17 protein-coding genes and 1 pseudogene are annotated in these 23,189 nt (G+C 40.6%); 1 reads left to right on the top strand and 17 read right to left on the bottom strand.

Going from position 1 to position 23,189, the window contains the following annotated elements; all coding sequences use genetic code 11:
* Nucleotides 1-728, top strand: a pseudogene (locus ESZ36_RS21985) (carbohydrate porin); the annotation flags it as partial.
* Nucleotides 729-903: 175 nt separating this feature from the next.
* Here the strand turns inward: ESZ36_RS21985 and ESZ36_RS21980 are convergent.
* The 17 genes from ESZ36_RS21980 to ESZ36_RS21895 all read right to left on the bottom strand — a co-directional run bounded on the left by ESZ36_RS21980 (nucleotide 904) and on the right by ESZ36_RS21895 (nucleotide 23,188).
* On the bottom strand, nucleotides 904-1,359 hold the full coding sequence (locus ESZ36_RS21980; protein WP_146791877.1) for a MarR family winged helix-turn-helix transcriptional regulator: 456 nt from the start codon (nucleotides 1,357-1,359) through the stop codon (nucleotides 904-906).
* A gap of 156 nt (nucleotides 1,360-1,515) precedes the next feature.
* Nucleotides 1,516-2,226: a TorF family putative porin gene (locus ESZ36_RS21975; protein ID WP_146791882.1), complete on the bottom strand. Its 711-nt coding sequence runs from the start codon at nucleotides 2,224-2,226 to the stop codon at nucleotides 1,516-1,518.
* A 66-nt stretch (nucleotides 2,227-2,292) separates the two neighbouring features.
* Nucleotides 2,293-3,510, bottom strand: a complete 1,218-nt coding sequence (locus ESZ36_RS21970) for a BCCT family transporter (protein WP_146791875.1) — start codon at nucleotides 3,508-3,510, stop codon at nucleotides 2,293-2,295.
* A gap of 118 nt (nucleotides 3,511-3,628) precedes the next feature.
* Nucleotides 3,629-5,314: a choline dehydrogenase gene (gene betA / locus ESZ36_RS21965; protein ID WP_146791873.1), complete on the bottom strand. Its 1,686-nt coding sequence runs from the start codon at nucleotides 5,312-5,314 to the stop codon at nucleotides 3,629-3,631.
* A gap of 66 nt (nucleotides 5,315-5,380) precedes the next feature.
* Complete coding sequence (gene betB / locus ESZ36_RS21960; protein WP_146791871.1) at nucleotides 5,381-6,844, bottom strand: betaine-aldehyde dehydrogenase; 1,464 nt, start codon at nucleotides 6,842-6,844, stop codon at nucleotides 5,381-5,383.
* Complete coding sequence (betI, locus tag ESZ36_RS21955; RefSeq protein WP_146791869.1) at nucleotides 6,825-7,436, bottom strand: transcriptional regulator BetI; 612 nt, start codon at nucleotides 7,434-7,436, stop codon at nucleotides 6,825-6,827. Before betI ends, betB begins: the two co-directional genes overlap by 20 nt.
* A gap of 946 nt (nucleotides 7,437-8,382) precedes the next feature.
* Nucleotides 8,383-9,774, bottom strand: coding sequence for a DUF3422 family protein (locus tag ESZ36_RS21945; protein ID WP_146791860.1), 1,392 nt, complete (start codon nucleotides 9,772-9,774; stop codon nucleotides 8,383-8,385).
* A gap of 245 nt (nucleotides 9,775-10,019) precedes the next feature.
* Nucleotides 10,020-11,690, bottom strand: coding sequence for an alkaline phosphatase (locus tag ESZ36_RS21940; protein ID WP_146791880.1), 1,671 nt, complete (start codon nucleotides 11,688-11,690; stop codon nucleotides 10,020-10,022).
* A gap of 747 nt (nucleotides 11,691-12,437) precedes the next feature.
* A complete protein-coding gene (locus tag ESZ36_RS21935; protein ID WP_146791858.1) occupies nucleotides 12,438-12,632 on the bottom strand; it encodes a hypothetical protein in 195 nt (64 codons plus the stop codon).
* Between the two features lie 527 nt (nucleotides 12,633-13,159).
* Entirely contained in the window at nucleotides 13,160-13,951 is a 792-nt protein-coding gene (gene etfB / locus ESZ36_RS21930) for an electron transfer flavoprotein subunit beta (RefSeq protein ID WP_146791856.1), read from the bottom strand.
* A complete protein-coding gene (gene etfA, locus ESZ36_RS21925; protein ID WP_170235920.1) occupies nucleotides 13,948-15,189 on the bottom strand; it encodes an electron transfer flavoprotein subunit alpha in 1,242 nt (413 codons plus the stop codon). Before etfA ends, etfB begins: the two co-directional genes overlap by 4 nt.
* The gene (locus ESZ36_RS21920) at nucleotides 15,186-17,159 is read right to left on the bottom strand and encodes a (Fe-S)-binding protein (protein ID WP_146791854.1); all 1,974 of its coding nucleotides are present in this window, start codon (nucleotides 17,157-17,159) and stop codon (nucleotides 15,186-15,188) included. Before ESZ36_RS21920 ends, etfA begins: the two co-directional genes overlap by 4 nt.
* A gap of 78 nt (nucleotides 17,160-17,237) precedes the next feature.
* A complete protein-coding gene (dgcA, locus tag ESZ36_RS21915) occupies nucleotides 17,238-19,298 on the bottom strand; it encodes a dimethylglycine demethylation protein DgcA (RefSeq protein ID WP_146791852.1) in 2,061 nt (686 codons plus the stop codon).
* Nucleotides 19,299-19,347: 49 nt separating this feature from the next.
* The gene (locus tag ESZ36_RS21910; RefSeq protein ID WP_146791850.1) at nucleotides 19,348-19,902 is read right to left on the bottom strand and encodes a 4-vinyl reductase; all 555 of its coding nucleotides are present in this window, start codon (nucleotides 19,900-19,902) and stop codon (nucleotides 19,348-19,350) included.
* Between the two features lie 3 nt (nucleotides 19,903-19,905).
* The gene (locus ESZ36_RS21905; RefSeq protein ID WP_146791848.1) at nucleotides 19,906-20,892 is read right to left on the bottom strand and encodes a dipeptidase; all 987 of its coding nucleotides are present in this window, start codon (nucleotides 20,890-20,892) and stop codon (nucleotides 19,906-19,908) included.
* A gap of 403 nt (nucleotides 20,893-21,295) precedes the next feature.
* Nucleotides 21,296-22,426 (bottom strand): hypothetical protein, encoded by a 1,131-nt coding sequence (locus ESZ36_RS21900; RefSeq protein WP_146791846.1) that lies wholly within the window; start codon nucleotides 22,424-22,426, stop codon nucleotides 21,296-21,298.
* A gap of 6 nt (nucleotides 22,427-22,432) precedes the next feature.
* Nucleotides 22,433-23,188: a hypothetical protein gene (locus ESZ36_RS21895; RefSeq protein WP_146791844.1), complete on the bottom strand. Its 756-nt coding sequence runs from the start codon at nucleotides 23,186-23,188 to the stop codon at nucleotides 22,433-22,435.
* Nucleotide 23,189 lies beyond the last annotated feature (1 nt).

The raw sequence follows: 23,189 nt of genomic DNA, 5'->3' as shown, positions 1-23,189 counted from the left end.
TATCATTTATAGGTAAGTATGACAAACATGATATCCGTGTTGCCTATTTCTTAAATGATGAAAAAGGTGGTGTTGACGGGTATTCAGGTGACAAAACTCATCGCTATTCTTATGATGTAGTTGGCATCCGTGACTATGCTAGTGGTGAAGGTATTTACAGCGCACCAGCACAACAAATGGGCGAGAGTAATACCATAAACTTAAGATATACTTATAATTTCTTCTCTAATACAGAAGTGGGTGTCTCATTATTATCAGGTGATCTTGAAGGTGGCTCTGGTGTTGGCTCTGTAGGCGATCACACAGCATACGCTTTTCATGTAAAAAGCAAAATTGAAAACATTGGTATTATGTTTCAAGCTTCAGAGTATGAATATGACCTAGATAACGGCTCTGATGCTGTTGCTGTAGGCGCTTGGGCATTCTATGACACAATTCCAACGGAAGCTACGTCATATAACCTTAACCTATCTTATAGCCAGTCAGTGTCTCTTGGACCTATCACTAACTTGACTTACTATAACGATTACAACTTAATCACTGATAAATCAGCTGGTTTAGACGATACTACAATGAACGTAACTGGTGTTGCGATCAGTGCTGGTGGTGTTTACGCTTATGTTGACTTTGTTATTGCTAAAAACCAACCATTTATCGGCGGTACTTTAGTCGGCAATGCTGATGATTGGAATAAGCGATTGAACATCAATATCGGCTATTACTTCTAAGCTAAACCTTTTCTATTTATGCCGTATTTTAGCAGTAATTCGCTTTAATACGGCATTACCTCTTTCATTCCTTCTCTTTTATCCTTTCTATTCATCTTCTTTTACTCCATTTTGCTCCATTTGAGTCAATTCAAAACATAATCATAACCAAAAATCACTTCTAGTTGATCGCTCATCACAGCATTAAAGCACTTGGTATTGCATCAGACTCTGACTCCATCATATCGACAATTCGTTGCACTGAAGAAAGCAATTGGTTTTGTTCCCATGATCCCAACCCTTGAAATTGTGTAATAAAAGTAGTCGGCAATAATTGTGGCATCTGTAGTAACAAGCTTGTCCCTTTGTCAGTTACAAACAGCTCTACCCTGCGTTTATCATAGTCACTGCGTTTACGTTGCACTAATTTGTTTACTTCTAAACGATCAATAATGGTGGTAACCGTGGCAGGGCTAAGATTAACTGCTTCCGCTACCATTTTTGCCATGGGTCCCTTTAATTCGACTATTTTTTTTATGACTAATAACTGAGGACCAGTTAAGCCAAACTTCTTGTTTAATTGTTTAGAGTGCAAGTCAACTGCACGATTAACTTGTCGTAAAGACAATATAAGCTGCTCATATATTTCCACTGTATCAATCCAACTATTAATTAAATAACTAAATAACTAAGTGACTAAAAGATAAACCCCTTCGCCTAAATCAAAGGGGTTACTAATATCTATCCTGATAATTTACGGGTCAATAAATTATCAGTCTTGATATAACCATTTTTGCACTCAGGTAATTTAAAAACCAAACGTTCTTGATACTGATAACACTACTCGACTGTCTGATGTTTCCCAATCCATACTGGTATCTTCTGCCGCTAGGTTAAAGTCAAATCCACTGAAGCTGGTCATGTATTCGATACGGTAATGGTTATATGATTTCTCATCAAAGTTATTACCCCAACCCCACTTACTCACATCGTCTGACGTTGAACGATCGATACTTACGCGGACATTATGACCTTCACTTACTGTGAAAGTGTGGGCGGCCATCATAATATAATGACCTGCACCGGTACCAAAATAATCCCAGGCGTACCAAAAGTTTAATTCGGTATCACCCACAGATGAGTTATAGCCAAACTTGGTATATGCTTCACCGTATTTGTACTCACTTGAGCCATCATCACCGTGGTAGGTGTAATAAGCTACGCCTGCATCTAAACCAATTTTTTCATTCAATTGCCAATAATTACCAACATAAAAATCCCATTCAATATTGGTATCATCACTGCCGCCAAAATCCACATTACTCGCCCAAGTCCCTACATAAAAACCACTATCGCCGGCATAATCTAGACTTGCTTGTAAAGCTGGATCACTGTCAGTTTGACTGACCCCGTTAAAGGTGTAATCCGAGGTTAGATTTACCGTTGATGAGACATCAGCATGCGCACTACCTGCGGCCAATAAACAAGTAGCAGCTAATGAGATTACTTTTTTATTCATTATATTCATCGTAAATTCCTGTAATAATTATTTTAGTTTTTATTTTATTTTATTTTATTTTTGAAATTAATCGGCTAAATCAATCTTATGAAAGTCGACTATATTTGCTGATGGCGATTCATCTATTGCTTTTACTACTTTGAATTTTTTGACCAAAATATAGCCCAGACAACTAAAGAACAGCCCGATAACTACAGCCCCAACCCATTGTATTTGTAAGAAATCTAGCTTGAACGATAACGTTAACAAACTCAGCACAACGATATTGCCGACAAGATATTTTACTGTCCCTAGTTTCTTTACACTCATACCAAGGTTGTCGGTATATAAACGAACCAGAGAATCAAGAGAGTTAATAACAAAAGTGATGCCGACGATAATCATCGCTAAGTTATAAAATCCGCTGGTATCAATGCTGTTGACGCTGTAGTAATACAACACCGCAAACCAAGCAGCTATGGGTAGTGACGGAATAACCAGCATCGCAGCCAACACTTGGTAAGTACGCAAGCCGCCAACGAAACGCGAGGTAAACTGACCGATCATAATGCTCCAAGCAAACCACCAGTAAAGGTAAAATTCATGATAGTCATTAAGCGGCAGCACAAATTTATCTAGGTTACCGAAATAACCGCCAAGTAGACCTATGGTTGAAACAAATTCACCAACATTTGAACCTTCTCCCATGAATGCGCCAGCCCACATAACAACAATTAACCCTAAAAATGCCCAGGTAGTTGCCAAACTTAAGATACGCACGTAACGAATGTGAGTGCTTGAATAAACCGAGGCACAGATAACGGCAAACACGATTAAATAGAAGCTACTGACCAGCGTTTCGCCATCGCCCAGTTGCGGCATATACCAAGGTAAATTGGTTAACAACAAATAGGCGGTAAAGGCACAAGTACCAATAATCACGAAGTTATTAATAAACTTTATCAATGGCAGTTCAAAAAACTTAACGCGTGGCTCTATCACACAAAAATAGAAACAAGTCAGGAAATAAAAGCCCCAAATAAGGAAGGCCCAGAATCCGAACTCAATAGCGAGTGGATTGGTAAAGCCATATTCCGGACTGGCCGCTAAATCGGCATAGCCTGCGAACTCAGTCAATGGAAACATGATAAGTCCCACATCAAGTCCTGAGGTGAAAAGAATGGCGATGAAAGTAAAGGTATGCACCGGAGTCACCCCAATGCATTTTACGTTACCCCAACGTATTAGAATAAATACGATTGCAACAAAGGTGAATATTAATCCTGCCGATAACCAAGCTGTCATGATAATTTCTCCCTACTGTGTTGCTGATTTAAATAATTCATACTTTTCTCCTTAACTAATGTTTAGTTTTTATTTTAATTTTAATTAATTTTAAAGTTTTGTAATATATTTCAGATAGTTATTTAATATTTCGTGTTGCCTCCTTAGGACGTTGCTGCGCTTGCCAGTTTGGTGTGATTTCTACTTTTGCAGTCGACGGGGCAAGCGTATCCAAGCCGCGAATAATATCGGCAGCACGTTCCGCTACCATGATCGTTGGCGCATTTAAATTTCCATTTGGGATGGTTGGGAAAATCGATGAGTCAACAACACGCAAGCCTTTAATGCCTCTGACTCTGGTTTGCGGATCAACCACAGCCAAATCATCAACACCCATTTTGCATGAACATGATGGATGATAGGCGCTCTCTACGGATGAACGTACAAAGGCATCAATTTCTTCATCGGTCTGAATATGAGCGCCTGGTTGAATTTCTTCACCGCGGTACTCATCAAGTGCAGGTTGATGAATAATCTCTCGAGTTAAACGCACGCAGGCTCTAAATCCAGCGCGATCTTCTTCATGTTCAAGATAGTTAAAGCTGATTTTAGGAGGAGCTTTAGGATCACTAGACACAACATTGACGCTGCCACGGCTCTTAGGTTTGTTATGGCCAACATGGACTTGAAAACCATGACCAGCAAAGGCTTCTTTACCGTCATAACGCATTGCAGCAGGTAAAAAGTGATATTGTAAATCAGGCCATTCAACATTAGCTTTAGAACGAATAAAGCCGCAAGATTCAAAATGGTTAGTGGCACCTAAACCGTCTTTATTTAAGATCCAGCGTGTGCCGATCAAAAACTTGTTCCATAAGCCTAATTTGCCATTCAAGGAGATTGGCTGATTGCATTTAAATTGAAAGTAAAATTCCAAATGATCCTGTAAGTTCTGACCTACACCGGGTAAGTCATGCAATGTCTCAATGCCAGCTTCGGTTAATACTTTCTTTGCACCTATGCCTGAGAGTTGCAGTAAGTGCGGAGAGCCAATAGAGCCCGCAGAGAGAATAACTTCTTTGTTAACCTTAACATCGAGGATTTTACCTTTGCGTTCATAACGAATTCCAACGGCAGTTTTATTTTCCAGCAACACCTTATGTACTAAAGCATGGGTTATCACGGTTAAATTCTTACGCGACATAGCGGGGCGTAAATAGGCATTAGCTGTCGAACAACGCACGCCGTTTTTAACCGTCATGTGCATGGCACCAAAGCCTTCTTGTTGACTACCGTTATAGTCATCAGTGGAAAAATAACCCGCATCAACTCCCGCATCAACAAAGGCTTTATAAAGTGGATTAGCCATTTTATTGCCGTTATTAACGCCTAAAGGTCCTTCATTTCCGCGATATTCATCGCCGCCAAAAGCCCAAGTTTCGGCCTTTTTAAAGTAAGGTAAACAATGGGCATAATCCCAACTATCAGCACCATACTGCTGCCATTCATCGAAGTCTCGAGCATGTCCACGAACATAAACCATGCCATTAATCGATGAGGAACCACCCAAAACCTTGCCTCGAGGACAGTGCATACGTCGATTATCAATGAAAGGCTCTGGCTCTGTTTCAAATTGCCAAGCATATTTACTGCTATTCATCGGAATGGATAAGGCTGTCGGCATTTGGATAAAAATACTTTTATCGCTGCCACCTGTCTCTAACAACAGTACATTCGAGTTGCCGTCTTCAGACAGACGGTTAGCCAATACACAGCCAGCAGATCCAGCCCCAACAATAATGTAATCATATTGATGTGTTTTCATTATTTTATTACCAAGTAAGTTCAAAAGGACTAAACTCAAAAAGGACCAAGTTTAAAAAAATCAACTTTAAAAAGGACTTTCAAGTGGTTCTAAGCCAACATAAACCGCTTTAATTTGGGTATAGTGATTTAATGTCGCCAGGCCATTTTCTCGGCCAATGCCCGATAGTTTATAGCCGCCTACAGGCATTTCGACCGGTGAAAGTCCGTAGCTATTGATCCAACAAATACCCGCTTGAATTTGATGTATAACCCGATGAGCACGACTGATGTCTTGGGTGAATACCCCAGCAGCTAATCCAAACTCAGTCCCATTAGCACGCTTGATCACTTCGTCTTCGTCATCAAAGGTCAACACCGACATTACCGGACCAAAGATTTCTTCACGGCAAATGCTCATCGTATCGTTACAATCGGTGAATATGGTGGGCTCGACAAAATAGCCGGAGTCACAACCGATTGGGTTTAGCGCAGCGCCACCTTGCAACAATGTCGCGCCTTCTTTTAGGCCTAAGTCGATATAATCGAGCACTAAGCGTTGATGCTTGGCTGAGATCAGTGCACCAAAGTTAGTATCAGCATCCATTGGATCACCGATAATAATGTTGTTTTTAGTGCGCTCTACTAATTTTTGAATAAAGGTTGGATAAATTTCTTTTTGCACAAAAACACGCGTGCCATTGGTGCAAATTTCACCTTGGGTATAAAAGTTACCTAACATCGCCGCTGATACCGCATTATCAACATCAGCATCATCAAAGATAATGAGCGGTGATTTTCCACCGAGTTCCATAGTGATATCTTTTAAAGTAGTAGCGGCACCCGCCATTACTTTCTTCCCGGTACCTACTTCACCAGTAAAAGAAACTTTAGCAATATCTGGATGATGGCTTAACCACGAACCGACATCCCCCGCTCCCTGCAATACGTTAAAGACTCCATCAGGTAAACCAGCTTCGCTAAAGATTTCTGCCAGTTTCAAAGCCCCTAACGGTGTTTCTTCTGAGGGTTTAAATATCATTGCATTACCACAAGCAAGCGCTGGGGCAGCCTTCCAACAAGCAATTTGCAACGGGTAATTCCATGCGCCAATACCGGCACAAACACCTAAAGCCTCACGGCGTGTGTAATAAAAATCAGCGCCAACTTGTTGCTGATTACCTTCAATGCCAGGAGCCAAACCTGCAAAAAACTCAATAGAATCTGCGCCAGACTGTACATCAACTACGCTGGCTTCTTGCCATGGCTTGCCCGTATCCAAGACTTCAACTTTTGCCAGTTCATCATTACGAGAACGCAGTAAGTCGACCGCTTTTAATAATATTCGACTACGCTCGGTCGCGCTCATCGCAGACCACACGGCAAATCCTCGCTTAGCGCTATCAATGGCTTTTTCTTTTATCAGTTCATCAGCAATTTCTACCTGATAAATTACCTGACCTGTTGCTGGGTTAGTAACGTCGAACGCTAGCCCTGTGCCATTGCTTGTATATGCGCCATCAACATAGTTTTTATATTTGATTAGAGGCATTAGATATCTCCTGTTTAATAACATTATTAATAAATTTTTTGCAGAGCAGTTCAGCTGCTATAAATTCTTGTTCAGCGTTTTCACTCAAAGCACTTCTAAGCCAAAAACCATCAATCATCGCTGCCGTTTGCTTGGCTGCGTTAGCCGCAGAGTCAGCGTCAAGCAACTCTTTAAAAGAGAAAAGTAAATTGCTATATAGACGGTTGCTATTGATAGATTGTAATCGCGCCATTGCAGGGTCATGCATCGCCATTGCCCAAAAACTTAACCAGGTTTTAGTCGCCAGTATAGAACGCTGAAATTCGGTAAAATTGGCTTCAACAATTAAATGCAGCCTGATATGTGCTGGCGGATTATCTTGGGTAATACGTTCTAAAAGAGATTGCTGTAATTGATCGAGTAAATAACTAACAGTCGCCTCTATCAATTCTTTTTTCCCACCAAAATAGTGACTGATAATGCCTGACGACATACCAGCAATTTTGCTAATAGACACTATGGTAGTATTTTGCAAACCACGCTCAGAAATAGATCTTAACGTTGCATCAATAAGCTGTTGCCTGCGTAACGGTTTGATACCTAATTTCGGCATATTAACTCTCTTCTCGTTTTTAATTGAACGTTCAATTAATAACAAAAGTAATACTTAGTAAACGAACTGTCAAGCTTACACTCAGCTTCTAGAATCATATTTTTTGCCATTAAAATTTGATTTAAATCAAATTAACGAACTTAAATTAGACAATTCCCACCAAACAATTACTTAGCACACTAATTAAAACTCATAATTATTGATCCATAACTGAACAAAAAACTGCTTATTATTACATCGAATTAAAAAAACCGACGTTATTGGCAAGAATTATGTCGGCATTAGTTAAGTTATAGATAACGACTACTCACTAACTATTTTTAACCTGAATCGATTTCAAGAACTATTAAGGTAAACTGCCCTATGTCATAACAAGGCAAGTTACCCAAATTTTGAGAGGATTTAATTTTAAAATAATTAAAAATAGTTGAAAATAATTAATTTATGAGCAAGTTCATGAGTGATTTTCATAAAAACTAGAGTTTTTTACATTAAGTTCGAGCAAAAAAGAACGATAGTGTGGAGTTCATATAAACGATGATAACGCTAGTTTAGGGGTTGGGTAATCTAACTGATATTAGCTATTTTGATACTCAAGTATCATGCCTAACACAAGATTAGGTTTGGCCTATTGTGGTGGTAATCGTTATACCATGGTGATTTTTGACTATTTTAAGACGCATAAGAGAATTTTGGTGTCAGTTGCCTGGCAATAGTCCAGGTATAACCGCAAAGTGTGGCGTGTATTTGTAATTCATTCATGTAGGTACTAAGCCAGTTGGCAAAGGGCATAGTGGAAACCCCAAGCAACAAGCTCACAACGCATGAAAACAGTGCGGTACGTTCTCGCATTAACCAACTGGTTTATTTTCGCAAACCACGTATCCAGGTATCTGCGCAATGCTGTTTGTTGTCTGGGATCGTCATAAACTTAGTTACTATGATGTTATTTCGAGACTTTAACAGGGATCTTTTTAATGTAACTCATAGCAAACCGTAGCAATAACCAAGTTAGGCATAAAATAATTGGTGCTGCGAACCCTTTGATTAGAATTTTATTCAGATGAAAACCTGAAAGATTAACGGCGTCAAGCATATAGTCGAGCAAACCTATCAAGTAATAAGCCATTGCCGCAATAGAGACACCCTCAACCATTTGCTGTAAACGCAATTGCACTTCACCGCGCTGATTAATCGCAGACAATAATTGTTGATTTTGCTGCTCTATCGTTAAGTCCACACGCGTTCTGAGTAAACTGCTTGCACGCGCAATACGAAGGGTTAGCTTTTCCAGACGAATAGACAATGCTTGACAGGTGCGAATGCCAGGGCTTAATCGCCTAGTAACAAATTCATTGATCCGTTCAATCCCTTCAATATCGGTTTCTTTTAATTGTTCAAGTCGCGAGCAAACCAGTTCGTAATAAGCGTTTGTTGCGCTAAAACGATAGCTAATATCGGAAATAAGTTGCTCGGTTTTTCCGGCCAAATAGGAAAGTTCATCGAGCATTCCACTGTCATTTCCCTTACAAAAACCCGCCATTTTTTGATTGATTTCAACTAAATCAAGTTCCATTTTAGCCACTTTAGGTGATAAAGAACGAGCCATTGGCAAACTAAGTAATGCCATCATTTGATAGGTTTCTATTTCTAACATTCGTTGTATTAATCGACCCGCTTGATAGCTGTTTAGCATGTTACTTTGAATGATAATACGTCCAAAACCATCACTATGCAGTCTGAATGAGGCATAAACTTTTGCTCGATTATCAGCAACATTACTACCAAGCACCTGATGACCTTCAAAAGCATGATAGAGCTCTTGTTCTAGCAGTTTATCTTGGCTAATAACCAGGTTCACCGCACTGACCAGTTCACCAACAATGTTGTCAAACCATTCTTGGGGCACGTACTCTATCGCATAACCATCAAATAACTGTTTCCCTAAGCCCTTGCGAATAAAGCTATAACTTGAAAATTCTAGATGGCGTTCCCAACGCAATTCAAAGCCACCAAAATCTTGGTAATAGCAACTTGCCTCAATACTGGGAGGATTAACATTGTAGCGCTCACACAAAGAATATAGTTGTTGGTACTCTTGGTCTCGCTGCTTTTCAGTCAAACGTACAGCCATATGTGCGATTGACGTAGGTGCATTTACTTGTGGCGACGGCCTGTTATGTAACTCTTGCGATATTTGCTGTCGTAACGACGATACGGTAATACGTGACGGGTCAGCATGAGTAGGATATTTTGATTCTATAGGACAAATAACGGTCACTTGTTCACTCCAATATATTAATAAATGTGCGGGTAAGTAAATTGGGAACCTAGCCATGAGTTCCGCTTGCCATTTAGTTCAGACACACTCAATTCTTTGTGTGGTCTAGGTAAATTAACAAAGTTCTGGTGGGTAACTGTGCTAGGAGAGTCAATCAAAAATATAATACGATTTGGTAAATAAATTCTTGTTGCAAATAGTGAGTGACCAAAACTACGGTAGTGCTTCTTTGGATGGTGAACAACTGTGGTGGCTGTGGCAATCAAGAGCCACTGCACCACAAATTGCTGAATCTAAGCTTGTTACTTTATTGCTGCCATCATTTTCTGCCCTAAATCAACATGATGTTGCATAGTGGAAAATGTCTTAGTAATATTCTTGGGACCAAAAGCGTAAACGGCAACAGGTGAAGCCGTATGCGTACCAGTACCCCAAACAATGTTTTGTTGTGCGGCTATAGCTCGGCCTATCAAGTCGGCATGGAGATCATCACCGTAAACATAAAATTCTTTGAAATCTACTATTTTTGGAAATTCTGAAGCACCTAAATAAGGATGACCATCTACTTGATATTCATTGACTTCACGCTCAGCAATAGCTGCGGCTTGGTCAACAGTAACTTTATAATCACTGTATTGGTTAACAACGTCAGCCCACTGCTGCCCTGTGGTATTGCTAAAGTCCCAATCAGCATTCACCGCAGTCATCATGTCGTAAAATGTAGCTGATTGCTTATATATGCGGTCTAAATTATCTAATGGTCCAAAATTATACAAAGGCTTGTATGCATTACCAGCCATGCCGTCACCATCTAATATTTTTTCTTCTGGTAAGTCTTTACGAGAATAACTAAAGCCAAAACCACCAGTTTCATGATCTGCAGTAACCACAACTAAAGTATCGTCGCGATCTTTTACCCACTCATAAACAGCTTCTACAGCTTCGTCGAATTTTACTAATTCATGCAACATCCAACCCGCATCATTAATATGTCCTGCCCAGTCAATTTGACCACCTTCGATCATTAAAAAGAAACCATCTTCATCTTTGGACAAAATATCTAACGCTGTTATGGTCATCTCACGTAGCGAGGGTTGTGTACAAGTGTTTGCTTCCTTACAAGCATGATAAGCAATACCATCACTCATCAGTGAGTTAGCAAACAAGCCTAATACTTTATCACCAGTGACTTTCTGCAATTGTGCATTATCAAATGCTAAGCTAAAACCATAATCCTCTTTTGCTTCGAGAATAAGGTTGCGACTATCTTTACGTTTTGATTTTTTATAAATACTGCTAGACGCGCCTAAATCACTCATTAGTTGCTGAGTTGCTGCGTTCTCTTTTATATCAGCGGGCAAAAACACTCTTGCGCCGCCAGAAAGTAAAACATCAACATTACCTGACTCAATTAACTCTACAGCTATTTTATCTTCAAATGATCTATGGGCTTGGTGAGATGCAAATGCGGCAGGTGTTGCATGAGTAATACGAACATCTGAAATTAACCCTGTCGCTTTACCTAATGATTTAGCTTTTTCTAAGATTGTTTGAACAATATTACCATCATTGTCTAAACCTATCATTTCTGAACCCGCTGCAATGCCAGTGGCTAATTGTGTAGCAGAGCAAGCAGAATCAACCACTAAACTGCCGTTACTACCAAATGGTGCAGTTAATGATAAGCCTATGTCTCCTGCATCGGCTATTTTTGAAAGCGCTGTTTTATTGCCGGTACTATTATAAATAGAGTTAGGTGCACGACGTGCATATTCTTCAAGTAAGCCAACTTGTTGCGGACCCATACCATCGCCAATCATTAAAATAACGTTTTTAACGGTACCAATATTTTCAGTCGTTGGTTGTTCTGTTTTCGCTTCAGTTCTTATATTTTCGTCTTTATCATTATCATCATTACATCCTGATAAAAACAGTGATGAGATAACGAAAGCCAACATCATTTTCTTGTGCATAGTGAAGTTTCCCATAGTAATTTTAATTGTTGTGCCAATTTTATTATGTACATGACCTATTTTAAATTTAGCCATTTATTTAATTGAACGATTGTTAATTGAACGATCAATTAATAACAAAAGTAATGATTAGTAAACGAACTGTCAAGCTTACACCCAGCTTCTAAAATCATATTTTTTGCCATTAAAAATTGATTTAAATCAAATTAACGAACTTAAATCAGACAATCTTCACCAAAAAATTACTTAGCACACTAATTAAAATTAATGATTATTCACTCATACCCAAATGAAAAACTGCTTGTTCTTTCATCGATTTGACAAAAAAGACGCTATTGACAAGAATAATGTCGGCATTAGTTAAGTTATAAATAACGACTACTCGCTAACTATTTTTAACCTGAATCGATTTCAAGCAGTATCAAGGTAAACTACGTTGTGCCATGACGAGGAAAGTTACCCAAATTTTGAGAGGATTTAATTTGAAAATAATTAAAAATAGTTGAAAATAATTATTTTTTGAGAAAATTTATGAAAGATTTTCATATAAATCGAGAGCTGCTACATTCTGTTCGAGCAAAAAATAGCAATAGTGTAGAGTTAATTAAAACGATGATAACGCTAGTTTAGGGGGTGGGTAATCTAACTGGTATTAGCTATTTTGATACTCAAGTATCATGCCTAACACAAGATTAGGTTTGGCCTATTGTGGTAGTAAGCATTATACCATGGTGATTTTTTACTATTTTAAGACGCATGAGAGAATTTTGGCGTCAGTTGCGTGGCATCAAAGGTATTTTTAATCGGCGTATATACCCTAAAGATAATCATTAATGACGTAGCATGGCTGGTGCGACCGGCAATAGTCCAGGTATAACCGCAAAGTGTGGCGTGTATTTGTAATTCATTCAGGTAGGTACTAAGCCAGTTGATAAAGGGCATAGTGGAAACCCGTGGCTAACAATTTGATTCAAACCAAAAACAGCAGCAACGTGAAATGTGAAATGATTACCGTATCAAACCTATAGGCAGACATATTTACCGTATAGAGCAAACAGTTGCTTTATACCCAAACTACGCTGATCAATTTTCAATCAACGTAGTCTCGATACAAAATTTCGCACTTAATTTATTTAATACCAATTACACTAATAAATTGATCAACTTAGAGTTATATTAGCGAGCTTAAAACAATCAAAATTACTTAAACATAGTCATTCTATATTTCTTTAATTTTGAGCGGTTTATTAGTTTGCTAATGAACTCCCAAAGGGCGAGTACCTAATAAAAGGTAAAGGCTTACATGCGTCGTTATTGATTTTGTGAAGGACGCTGCATGGATGCAGCTTATTAGAGAATGCAGGAGCATATTCTCCTGAATAACCATTCGCTTCAATCAATGCCTTGCCTCTAAGCCTTTTAATTCTCGCTAAGTGGTCAATTAATTAATGTACTTGGTATGATTAGTCTTACACCAAGCCTTCTTCTACCAGTAAATCTAAAATAGCTTGTGCCGATTCTTCAACGCCATGTACCACTTTACCACCGCCACCTGATGCTTTAGCCGTAGCGGCTTTAAAGCGGTCTGCTGCAGTTTTCGCCTTGATTATCTTAAGGCGTTTAGGACGTTTTTTAGCATCAGCTGTTTGCCATTCTGAGGATTCTTGATCCGTAAAGCTAGTACCCAATATCTCTTCAAATTGACCACGCCTCGCTGGGCCAAAAGCACTTTGCCTTGGAAGTGCAGCAGCCATGTCAACACTCGCGATAAAGGGTAAATCAACTTTGAGTTTACGGCGCTGACCACGCGGTAAGGCTTGTAATACTTCCGCTTGTTTATTGACTTCATCTACGGATAAAATCTCAGCAATCGACGTAACCATGGCCATGCCAAGCTGCTCTGCCAATAAGTAAGGCAACATGCCCGAAGACTCGCCATTTTCAGCACGTACACCAGTCAAAATAATGTCTGGCTTTTTCTGCTTTAAATGCTCAGCAATAACCAGAACAGCGTCTGAATTTTCTGGCATTTCTAATAGGTTTATCTCCGCAAGCCCCATACCTAGATAACTTCGCAATGCCGTTTGCTGGCTATCATCGTCAGACAATTCTCCAGCGTGCAAGGTTTGTAAGTTATCGCCTACGAGTTTAATACCTAACTCTATCGCTCTAGCATCTTGCTCAGCACGCCTTGGTCGACGTGACGTTGGATGTTCACCAATAGAAACTAACGATATCACCGACAAGTTATTGTTACTCATTTGTCGTCCCCTTCATTATTTGTTTGCTTGGCCTGCTTTCTTTGCTCAACGAGTTCAACCAATCGAGCTAGTATTTCAGTACTGTCCCCAATGGCACTTATGTCGGCACGTTTAACCATGTCACACCCCTCATCAGTATTGATCGCAACCACTTTGTCACATTGACCAATACCCTGCATGTGCTGAATAGCGCCAGATATACCGACCGCAATATAAACTTGTGCCGTTACCCAAGTACCTGTGGCACCCACTTGTCGCTCGCGTGGCATATTGCCATCATCAACAGCGACTCGACTCGCACCTTCAGTAGCACCCAATACACTTGCCGTGTGATGAAATTGTTCCCAGTCGTTAATACCGTTACCACCGGAGAGAATAAAACCAGCTTCTGCCAGAGGAATAGCATTGGGATCAACACTAATATTGCCTTGATCAAACAATTTTCCGTTAGCTAATGGGCTTGACGCCTGCGACATTAATATATTCTCATGTCGCGTTTCACTAATGGGTTCACTACATTCTTCCATGACCAACAATAACTTGCTTAAAGGGCGGGTAATATCTCTCTTGCCTGCACTACCACGACAAATAACGGTGTCATCATTTAGTTTCCATACGCCACACGCAGGTCGCTGTTGTAATGCAGCGGCCAAGCGACGACCTAAATCGCCGCCACCATTAATGCTATCTGGCAACAAGATGTGTTGTGGTTCTAACTCACCAATAATGCCTTGAAGGTCATTACATCGTTGCTCAGGGTTATAATGGGCATATTGTTCATCGTTAATGTGAATTAAACGGTCAACACCCGCTTTATTTAACGAGTCATCTTTTAGCTCACCAAAAGCAATGGCGACTACTGCGCCACCACCATTGTTACGATTCGCTAATTGCTGCGCCAGACCCAAGGTATCTTTGTCATGGCCGTTCAAACGTCCTGAAACTAAGTCAAGTACCACCACAATATAAAATGCGGGTTCTACCACTTGATGCAATGGCAATATCACTTCACTTGCAGTAGCTGAGCGACGTGAGCCTTGTTCACTATCGTTAGATGCGCCAGAACGGTCGATACGTTTCAGACCATTAGGACCAATAAATCCTATGATATGCAGGTTTTTGCGCAGCAATCCTGAAGGACCAAATACCGGACCAATAACTAATGCTTGATGCATTGGATGTAGACGATTACGTGCTATCCATTGCGCTCTTGGATCACGGCGGAATAATTCACTCATACTGCACCTCCGACCATGTCTTCGACCACAACTTCGGCCGTATCTTCAACTACACCTTCAATGAGTGCATCTAACATTAACTCAGCGATGTCTTTCACTTCTGGTCTTGGTTCAACCACACCTTCAAGCATCGCACTACACCCTGGACAGGCCACCGCAACAATTTCAGCCTTAGTCTCAATAACATCCGCCATGCGCATGTCTGGAATACGTTGTTTGCCTGGAATATCGGTAACCGGTGCACCACCTCCACCGCCACAACAACGTGCGGTTGATTTACTGCGATCCATTTCTTTTATTTTGACTCCCATACTTTCTAACAAGAATCGAGGAGCATCATACTCACCGTTATAACGACCTAAATAACAAGGGTCGTGATAGGTCAGTGCCAGTTCTTTACTGTTGTCTAACTTAATTTTCTGTTGGCTCACTAACTCAGCAAAAAATCCGGTGTGGTGCATTACGTTATAGTTACCACCAAATTCACCATATTCATTCTTAATACAATGAAAGGCATGCGGGTCAGCGGTAACAATGGTATTAAACTTATATTTATTCATGGTGCTAATATTACTGTTGGCTAAGCGCTGAAAAGTAGCTTCATCGCCCAAACGTCTAGCCAAGTCACCACTGTCACATTCAGCATCCCCTAAGACAGCAAAATTAACCTTAGCAGCGCGTAATAATTTAATCATTGCCCGCAATGTGCGTTGATTACGCATATCAAAAGCCGCATCACCAACCCATAAAAGTACATCAGCCTGAGTAACTTCCTGCTTTTTCTCATTATGACCAAACACGGTAAGATTTTGATCTGCCGCCCAGTTCATCCGAGTGCTCGGAGCAAAACCGTTCGGGTTATCAGTCGCGCTCAGGTTTTCTAAAATCTCACTACCCTTGCCCGGAGTTTGTCCTTTTTCCATTGTTTCAAAACGTCGCATATCGACAATCGCATCAACATGTTCAATCATCATAGGACAGGCATCAACGCAGGCACGACAAGTAGTACATGACCATAAGGTATCGCTTTCCACCAATACGTTAACAATAGGAATGATCGCACCGCCTTTATGTGTACCTACTTTAATACCAGGATAAGGACTGCCTGCAAATTTTGCGTCATCGCCCCCAGCCATGCCAATGACCATATCTTGGATCAGCTTTTTCGGATTTAACGGTTGCCCTGCAGCAAAGGCCGGACAGTTATTTTCGCAACGTCCACATTCAACACAAGCATCAAAACTTAATAATTGATTCCATTTAAAGTCGATTGGTTTTTCTACGCCAAGTTTCTTCGAACTTAAATCTATCGCTTTTAGTCCCGTTGACTGGCCACCACCAAAACGTTCTTGACGTCGATGTAAGCCCAAATGCAAAGCACCAGCAAAAGCGTGCTTCATTGGCCCACCCCAGGTCATGCCGCAAAACATTTCGCCAATTCCCCAGATAATGCCCGCAACTAACAACAGTGCGAGTAACCAACCACCAGTATCACTAGGTAATATTCCCGTTGCTGGTAAGGTGAGGATAAAAAAGCTCAATGAAAAAACCATCAAACTTTTTGGTAATCGTTGCCATTGACCTAATGATAAATTAGGCGGCGGGTTACGACGTCTGATCATGACAAAGATGCTGCCAACAAACATTAATAACGAAGAACCAAGTAATGCCCAAGTTAATATCTGTAGCTTTAGCTGAAAGACATAAAGCAGTACGATTAATATCGAAGACAGAACAAAACCACCCGCCGTAGCGACGTGGGTATTGGACATATATTTATCACGGGCAACCACATGATGTAAGTCAACCAAATAGCGGCGAGGGATCTGTAATAACCCTAACCAATGTATCGTTGATGATTGCCCCTGTGACCACAGCAGCATACGTTTAACTGCACCAACTAACATCAGTAGTAGGGCAAACGAAATAAGGGTAAACAAAAATTGGGAGAGAAATTCGGATGATGACATAATAAGACCTATTAATTATCCTAGGCATATACCACCGCACAGAAAGTACGGTGGCATACATTCTAAAAGCAGCTTAAGCTAGAAATCCTTACATAAACGTAATGCGTCATATATTGCCGCATGAGTATTACGCTGCGATACACAATCACCAATGCGATATAACAAGTAACCTTCGCCTTCTTCAGACAATATTGGCTGAGGCAAAGCCGCATAAAGCGCTTCAATATCGATTTGCCCTTTGTTACGAGAATCGCTTTTCAATTGCAGATAAATTTCTTCATCAGGACGAACGCCATTTTCAATTACAACTTGATCAACTACACGCTCTTCTTGCTGTCCGGTATATTCATTCTCTAACACTGCCACCAGTTTATCGCCTTCACGATAGACTTTTTCTAGTATTAAATCCGAGGACATGATCACGTCTTTTTCATACAAGCTGCGATAATAAGTCGGGAATGTTGTTCCACCCACTGCAGCACCTGGTTTAATATCATCGGTTACCATCTCAACCAATGAACCATTTTGTGCTAAAAAGTCAGCGGCAGATAAACCACTAAATTCACAAATGGTGTCATAAACTAAAACATTTTTACCTGGCGCAACCTTGCCACTTAAAATATCCCAAGTGCTTACTGATAAACCTTCTTCAACACCCCAATGCGGGTTTTGTCCTAAGAAAGGTTGACCACCAACAGCCAAAATGACCACATCGGCATTAAGGCTACGGATCAATGCTTCATCAGCGGCGGTATTAAGACGAAGATCTACACCTAAACGGTCTAGTTCTAAGGCAAACCAACGGGTAATACCGGCAATTTGATCACGCTGTGGCGCTTTTGAGGCAATAGTGATTTGCCCGCCAAGTTCCGGATTTTTTTCAATTAAAGTAACGTCATGGCCACGCTCGGCAGAAACACGTGCAGCTTCCATACCTGCAGGACCGCCACCAATGACGACAACTTTACGCACTATCCCTTCAGTTTTGGCGATAATGTGTGGCATCGTCGATTCACGTGATGTAGCGGCATTTTGAATACACAATACATCTAAACCTTGGTATTGACGATCGATACAATAGTTAGCACCTACACATTGTTTTATTTGATCAATTTGGTTCAGTTTTATTTTAGCGATCAAATGTGGGTCAGCAATATGTGCACGTGTCATACCAACGAAGTCAACATAACCCGCTTCAAGAATACGCTGGGCCTGATTTGGATCTTTAATGTTTTGAGCATGCATTACCGGCACATTAACAACTTCTTTTATGCCTGCCGCTAAATGTAAGAACGGTTCAGGTGGATAGCTCATATTCGGGATAACATTGGCCAGTGTATTGTGAGTATCACAGCCAGAGCCAATCACACTGAAGAAATCGAGTAAACCGGTGGCATCATAATAAGCAGCAACCTGTTTCATGTCGTCATGGTTTAGTCCATCAGGATGAAATTCATCACCACAAATACGCAAGCCCACAGCAAATTCACGACCCACTTCTGCACGAATAGCATGGAGGACTTCCATACCAAAACGCATTCTATTTTCGAAGCTACCGCCATATTCATCGTCGCGCTGGTTAACCCGTGGGCTCCAGAATTGATCGATTAAATGTTGGTGTACTGCTGATAGTTCAATACCATCTAAACCACCGGCTTTTGCACGTCCCGCAGCTTTAGCATAATCACCAATAATGCGTTGCATTTCTTCAATTTCAATAGTTTTACAAGTAGCGCGATGAACAGGTTCACGAATACCACTAGGGCTAACTAATGTTGACCAATTACCACCATCCCAACGAGAGCGACGTCCCATATGGGTGATTTGAATCATAATTTTACCGCCGTGCTTATGTACTGCATCGGCTAAGTTTTGAAAATGAGGGATGATCCTGTCAGTAGACAAGTTAACCGACTTCCACCAGTCTTGTGGACTGTCAATCGACACTACGCTGGAGCCGCCACAAATTGACAGACCAACCCCACCTTTGGCTTTTTCTTCGTAATACTTAACATATCGTTCGGTCGTCATGCCACCTTCGGTAGCATATACTTCGGCGTGTGCCGTACTAACCACACGATTTCGTATGGTAAGTTGATTAATTTTTAATGGCTGAAATAGTGCATCGAACTGTGCCATGATGAGCTCCTGATATTAGTTCTTTAAAAAAGCTGTTTGTAATAAAAAGTTAGCGTGGTGTTACTTCAAAATAACCAACATCGCAACCATCTTCAGCGGCACATTGTGTCTGTTGCGCTTGGGTTTTCACTGGGTAGCCTAAAGTTGCAGCAATTTGATCCATCGCTCCAGCAAACCAACCAGTAAACATATAATCGACTTTACGATTAACTTTGCCGTATTGATAAACAAAGGCAGAATTTTCTAATCGAACTTTTGCTGTACCCTTTTCAAGATCGAGTTCTTCAGTGATGAAAAAACCCCAGCCGCGTTGTGATAAACGTTTCATGTAATGCTCAAATAAAGCTTCACCGCCAATACCGTGCTCTTCGGCTTCTTTTTCACACCAATAAAAAGCAGATTTATAACCGGCTTTATATAAAACATCGGCGTATTTTTCTGCACCAAGTTCTTCTTCAATGCCCATATGATTATTGACAAAAAAGTGACGTGGTACATACAACATAGGTAAGGCATCAGTGGTCCAAACGCCAGTCTCATTGTCGACTAAAATCGGCATATCAGGACTGTGGCTCGCGGTATTCAGGTTATTTAAATTATTCATTGTCTATTCTCCCCAGACGTCTTTTAGAACGCGAACCCAGTTCTCGCCCATGATTTTTTTAATTTTAGATTCTGACCAGCCGTGTTTTAACATCGTAGCGGTCAAGTTAGGAAATTCACCTAAAGTACGAATGCCCTCAGGGTTAATAATTGTGCCAAAGTTAGTTAAATTACGGGCATAACCTTTGTCATGAGTTAACATGTCAAAGAATGCTTGATCATGGCCTTGAGTAAAATCGGTGCCTATGCCAACACAATCTTCTCCAGCAATATTAATTACATAATCAATAGCTTCAACGTAGTCATCAACCGTAGAGTCAATGCCATTTTTCAAGAAGGGGGCAAACATGGTCACGCCAATAAAACCACCGTGTTCAGCGATAAAGCGTAATTCTTCATCTTTTTTATTGCGTGGATGTTCTTTTAGCCCGTAAGGTAAACAATGTGAATAACACACCGGCTTAGTTGACGCTAAAATAACTTCTTCTGAAGTTTTTGGGCCAACATGAGATAAATCACACATGATGCCAACTCGATTCATTTCAGCAACGATTTCAAGACCAAAACCTGACAAACCGCCGTCACGTTCATAACAACCAGTGCCTACTAGGTTTTGCGTGTTGTACGCCATTTGCACAATGCCAACACCCAATTTTTTGAATATTTCGACATAGCCAATTTTATCTTCAAAAGCATTAGCATTTTGAAAGCCTAAAATGATGCCAGTTTTGCCCTGCTCTTTCGCTTTAGCGATATCAGCAGTAGTATGCACAGGCATAATTAAATCGCTGTTATCACAGAAAAATTGATTAAATTCGGTGATGTTGTCGATGGTATCTTTAAATCCTTCCCACACTGATACGGTACAGTTGGCGGCAGTTAAGCCCCCTTTAGCCATATCTTCAAATAAATCTCGGTTCCATTTTGCGATGACTAAGCCATCGAAAATGGTTGAGCTTTTATGTAACGCTAAAGCTTGATCTGTATTCATTAAATTAACCTCATCTATGCTGTGATCTATACTGATCAATCACAGGCAAATTTAAACTAAAGTCAGTCTAACAAAGGCAAATAGCTTGGTTTGGGAGAATGCGACATCGACCTTACTAAAAACGGCGTTGGTGTCGTTAATTGGATAGCTAAGTTAAGTTTGGGAGAAGCTCAGAAAGTACTGGTAACGTTTACTAATCAAGCTTTGGGTAGCAGTGAACTAGCGTTATTTCAACTCAAGCGGCTGTGGTGAAATGATGTTATTAAAGTGCTGTTTCGATGGGTCAAAATAACTTCAATTGGTATTCTTCAGCATTAAGTCATCAAAGTATAAAGATGACTATGCTTAACGTATTTTCTTTTTAGAGGCACCCTTTTAGAGCTAGCCTTTTTTGCAGTGAGGGTTATAAATGCTCTCGATACAATGCTAACGTTTTACGCCACAAAAATTTAACCTCGGGGATCATCAATGGCGAACGAGGTTCAAAAACATTACTCGATTGTTCGCCTTGTTCATTTTCGTTGTAGTAATCAATAACATGTTGTTTATTCATACCATAGGTTTGATGCATAAAGTCGAGTTCTTTCTCCCCTAAACAAATACCATAGTAACGATGTATCGCTTGTGCCATCTGCTCAGATGCCTTAACCATATCTTTTTGCACTTCTTTGGCTACCGACTCGCCCCAGCCAACTTTGGTGGTGGTACTCAAACCAGGTTCGAAGCTACCTAAATCGACCGCATTAGAGGAATATATGGCGCGCTGCACCTCAGGTAAACTAATAAAAACACAGGGATTTAGGGCCAATGCCAAGTCTATTGCCAATTGTTTCGCAGCCCGAACATGTTGATTACTTACATGCCAATTGCTTTGTTGCGTGCGGTTTCTTAATCCCTTTGACAATATGCTTTGACTATTAAAGTGATGGGCTATTTTTTTCACGACCGTAATTTTATCAGCATCCGTTAACTGTATTTGCCGCTCGATAATATTTAAGCCCTGCTTACCGGTAACCGACACCTTAGTATTAGCATCCGCATATTTTAGATTAATGCGCTGCCAGCTATTAATATCTTTTAAGAAATCAGCATGTTCACTGATCACCATAGCACTGCTTCGATAGGCTTGCTGATAAAGTTCCATAGCCTTAATCAATATACTATGATCAAGCTTTAATGCACGCATATCGACGTTTTCACGCTTTTGTACGCGCTCAATATCACTGCAAATATTCTGGCAAAGCCGATCTAATGTTTCGAGACAAATTTGTAATAAGTCACTGCTTGGCAAACGTTCAGCCACGGTTGAGTAATCAAGTAAATTGCTGTCACTTAAAAAGTTAGCCAAAGCCAATAGCTGACTGTAACCACGGGCTCTAGCAATGCGATATTTGGATCGCTCTTTTTCCAGTTTTTCGGTGGCAATGGTCAATTGTGATGAGCCAACACAGCTAACTACCAACATTGGAATTCGTCGCCCAGACAAAAGTTCAAAGGCTAAGGTTAATACTTCTTCAACATCGCTTAAGCCCATGATGTCTTAGTCATCTTCCTCAATGGCCGAAAATATACGCTCAATGAAAAAGGGTTCTCGCTCTACACCGCTACGCAGGGTATTTTTTTTACCTTGGAGACGTTGCTCTAACAACCGAGCCAATCGTGGGCGATCTGGCTCTAAACTTGCCAGAGCGGCCAACACTTCAGTAGAAAGTTCTTGGTTAATATCGTGGATGCGACTATACATACCCGCGCGCCAATAAATTTCAATATTAGCCACGGCCTGCGCAATTACAGGTGAATCAATGATGCTATTTACCGCAAGCGTTAACCATTGCGGGCCAAGATCTGATTTTTGCAACAGTATACGTGCCGATTCATAACGCCTAGACTCAGGCTCCATACGACTTAGAGTGAGATCTCTGACCGATAGAATGAAATCAGGCATACTGCCAATAACCAGCAACAACTGCTCCTTGGCATCTTCAAGTACTTGACCTTTTGTCGCTTTATAAATGAACTTTACCAAGACGGCAATCAGTCCCATTAATACGGTGTAACCAACAAAAAATATTAAGTTTTCGTTGGGCAACCAAGTACCAAACCCTAGGTAATATCCACCTTGGGCAGCTAAAAAGGTTACCGGGCCAGCCGTCCAGCCAACTTCGGCGAGACCCCATAGTGAAGATTTACCTACACCTGATTGCGCCATACGATCAATACGACGTTGGCCACTCTGTTGAATTTGAAGATGATTTTTTTCTGAGTTTTCAGAATTTAACAAAGAGGATAATTTCATA

It is taken from the genome of Colwellia demingiae (assembly GCF_007954275.1).
Lineage (GTDB): Bacteria > Pseudomonadota > Gammaproteobacteria > Enterobacterales > Alteromonadaceae > Colwellia > Colwellia demingiae.
This window is presented reverse-complemented; position numbering and strand designations above follow the sequence as displayed.

Bases quoted from the DNA above. Each gene is read 5' to 3' on its own strand.
- ESZ36_RS21975 (WP_146791882.1), bottom strand. From the start codon at position 2,226: ATGAATAAAAAAGTAATCTCATTAGCTGCTACTTGTTTATTGGCCGCA.
- ESZ36_RS21970 (WP_146791875.1), bottom strand. From the start codon at position 3,510: ATGACAGCTTGGTTATCGGCAGGATTAATATTCACCTTTGTTGCAATC.
- betA (WP_146791873.1), bottom strand. From the start codon at position 5,314: ATGAAAACACATCAATATGATTACATTATTGTTGGGGCTGGATCTGCT.
- betB (WP_146791871.1), bottom strand. From the start codon at position 6,844: ATGCCTCTAATCAAATATAAAAACTATGTTGATGGCGCATATACAAGC.
- betI (WP_146791869.1), bottom strand. From the start codon at position 7,436: ATGCCGAAATTAGGTATCAAACCGTTACGCAGGCAACAGCTTATTGAT.
- ESZ36_RS21945 (WP_146791860.1), bottom strand. From the start codon at position 9,774: ATGGCTAGGTTCCCAATTTACTTACCCGCACATTTATTAATATATTGG.
- ESZ36_RS21940 (WP_146791880.1), bottom strand. From the start codon at position 11,690: ATGCACAAGAAAATGATGTTGGCTTTCGTTATCTCATCACTGTTTTTA.
- ESZ36_RS21935 (WP_146791858.1), bottom strand. From the start codon at position 12,632: ATGCCCTTTATCAACTGGCTTAGTACCTACCTGAATGAATTACAAATA.
- etfB (WP_146791856.1), bottom strand. From the start codon at position 13,951: ATGAGTAACAATAACTTGTCGGTGATATCGTTAGTTTCTATTGGTGAA.
- etfA (WP_170235920.1), bottom strand. From the start codon at position 15,189: ATGAGTGAATTATTCCGCCGTGATCCAAGAGCGCAATGGATAGCACGT.
- ESZ36_RS21920 (WP_146791854.1), bottom strand. From the start codon at position 17,159: ATGTCATCATCCGAATTTCTCTCCCAATTTTTGTTTACCCTTATTTCG.
- dgcA (WP_146791852.1), bottom strand. From the start codon at position 19,298: ATGGCACAGTTCGATGCACTATTTCAGCCATTAAAAATTAATCAACTT.
- ESZ36_RS21910 (WP_146791850.1), bottom strand. From the start codon at position 19,902: ATGAATAATTTAAATAACCTGAATACCGCGAGCCACAGTCCTGATATG.
- ESZ36_RS21905 (WP_146791848.1), bottom strand. From the start codon at position 20,892: ATGAATACAGATCAAGCTTTAGCGTTACATAAAAGCTCAACCATTTTC.
- ESZ36_RS21900 (WP_146791846.1), bottom strand. From the start codon at position 22,426: ATGGGCTTAAGCGATGTTGAAGAAGTATTAACCTTAGCCTTTGAACTT.
- ESZ36_RS21895 (WP_146791844.1), bottom strand. From the start codon at position 23,188: ATGAAATTATCCTCTTTGTTAAATTCTGAAAACTCAGAAAAAAATCAT.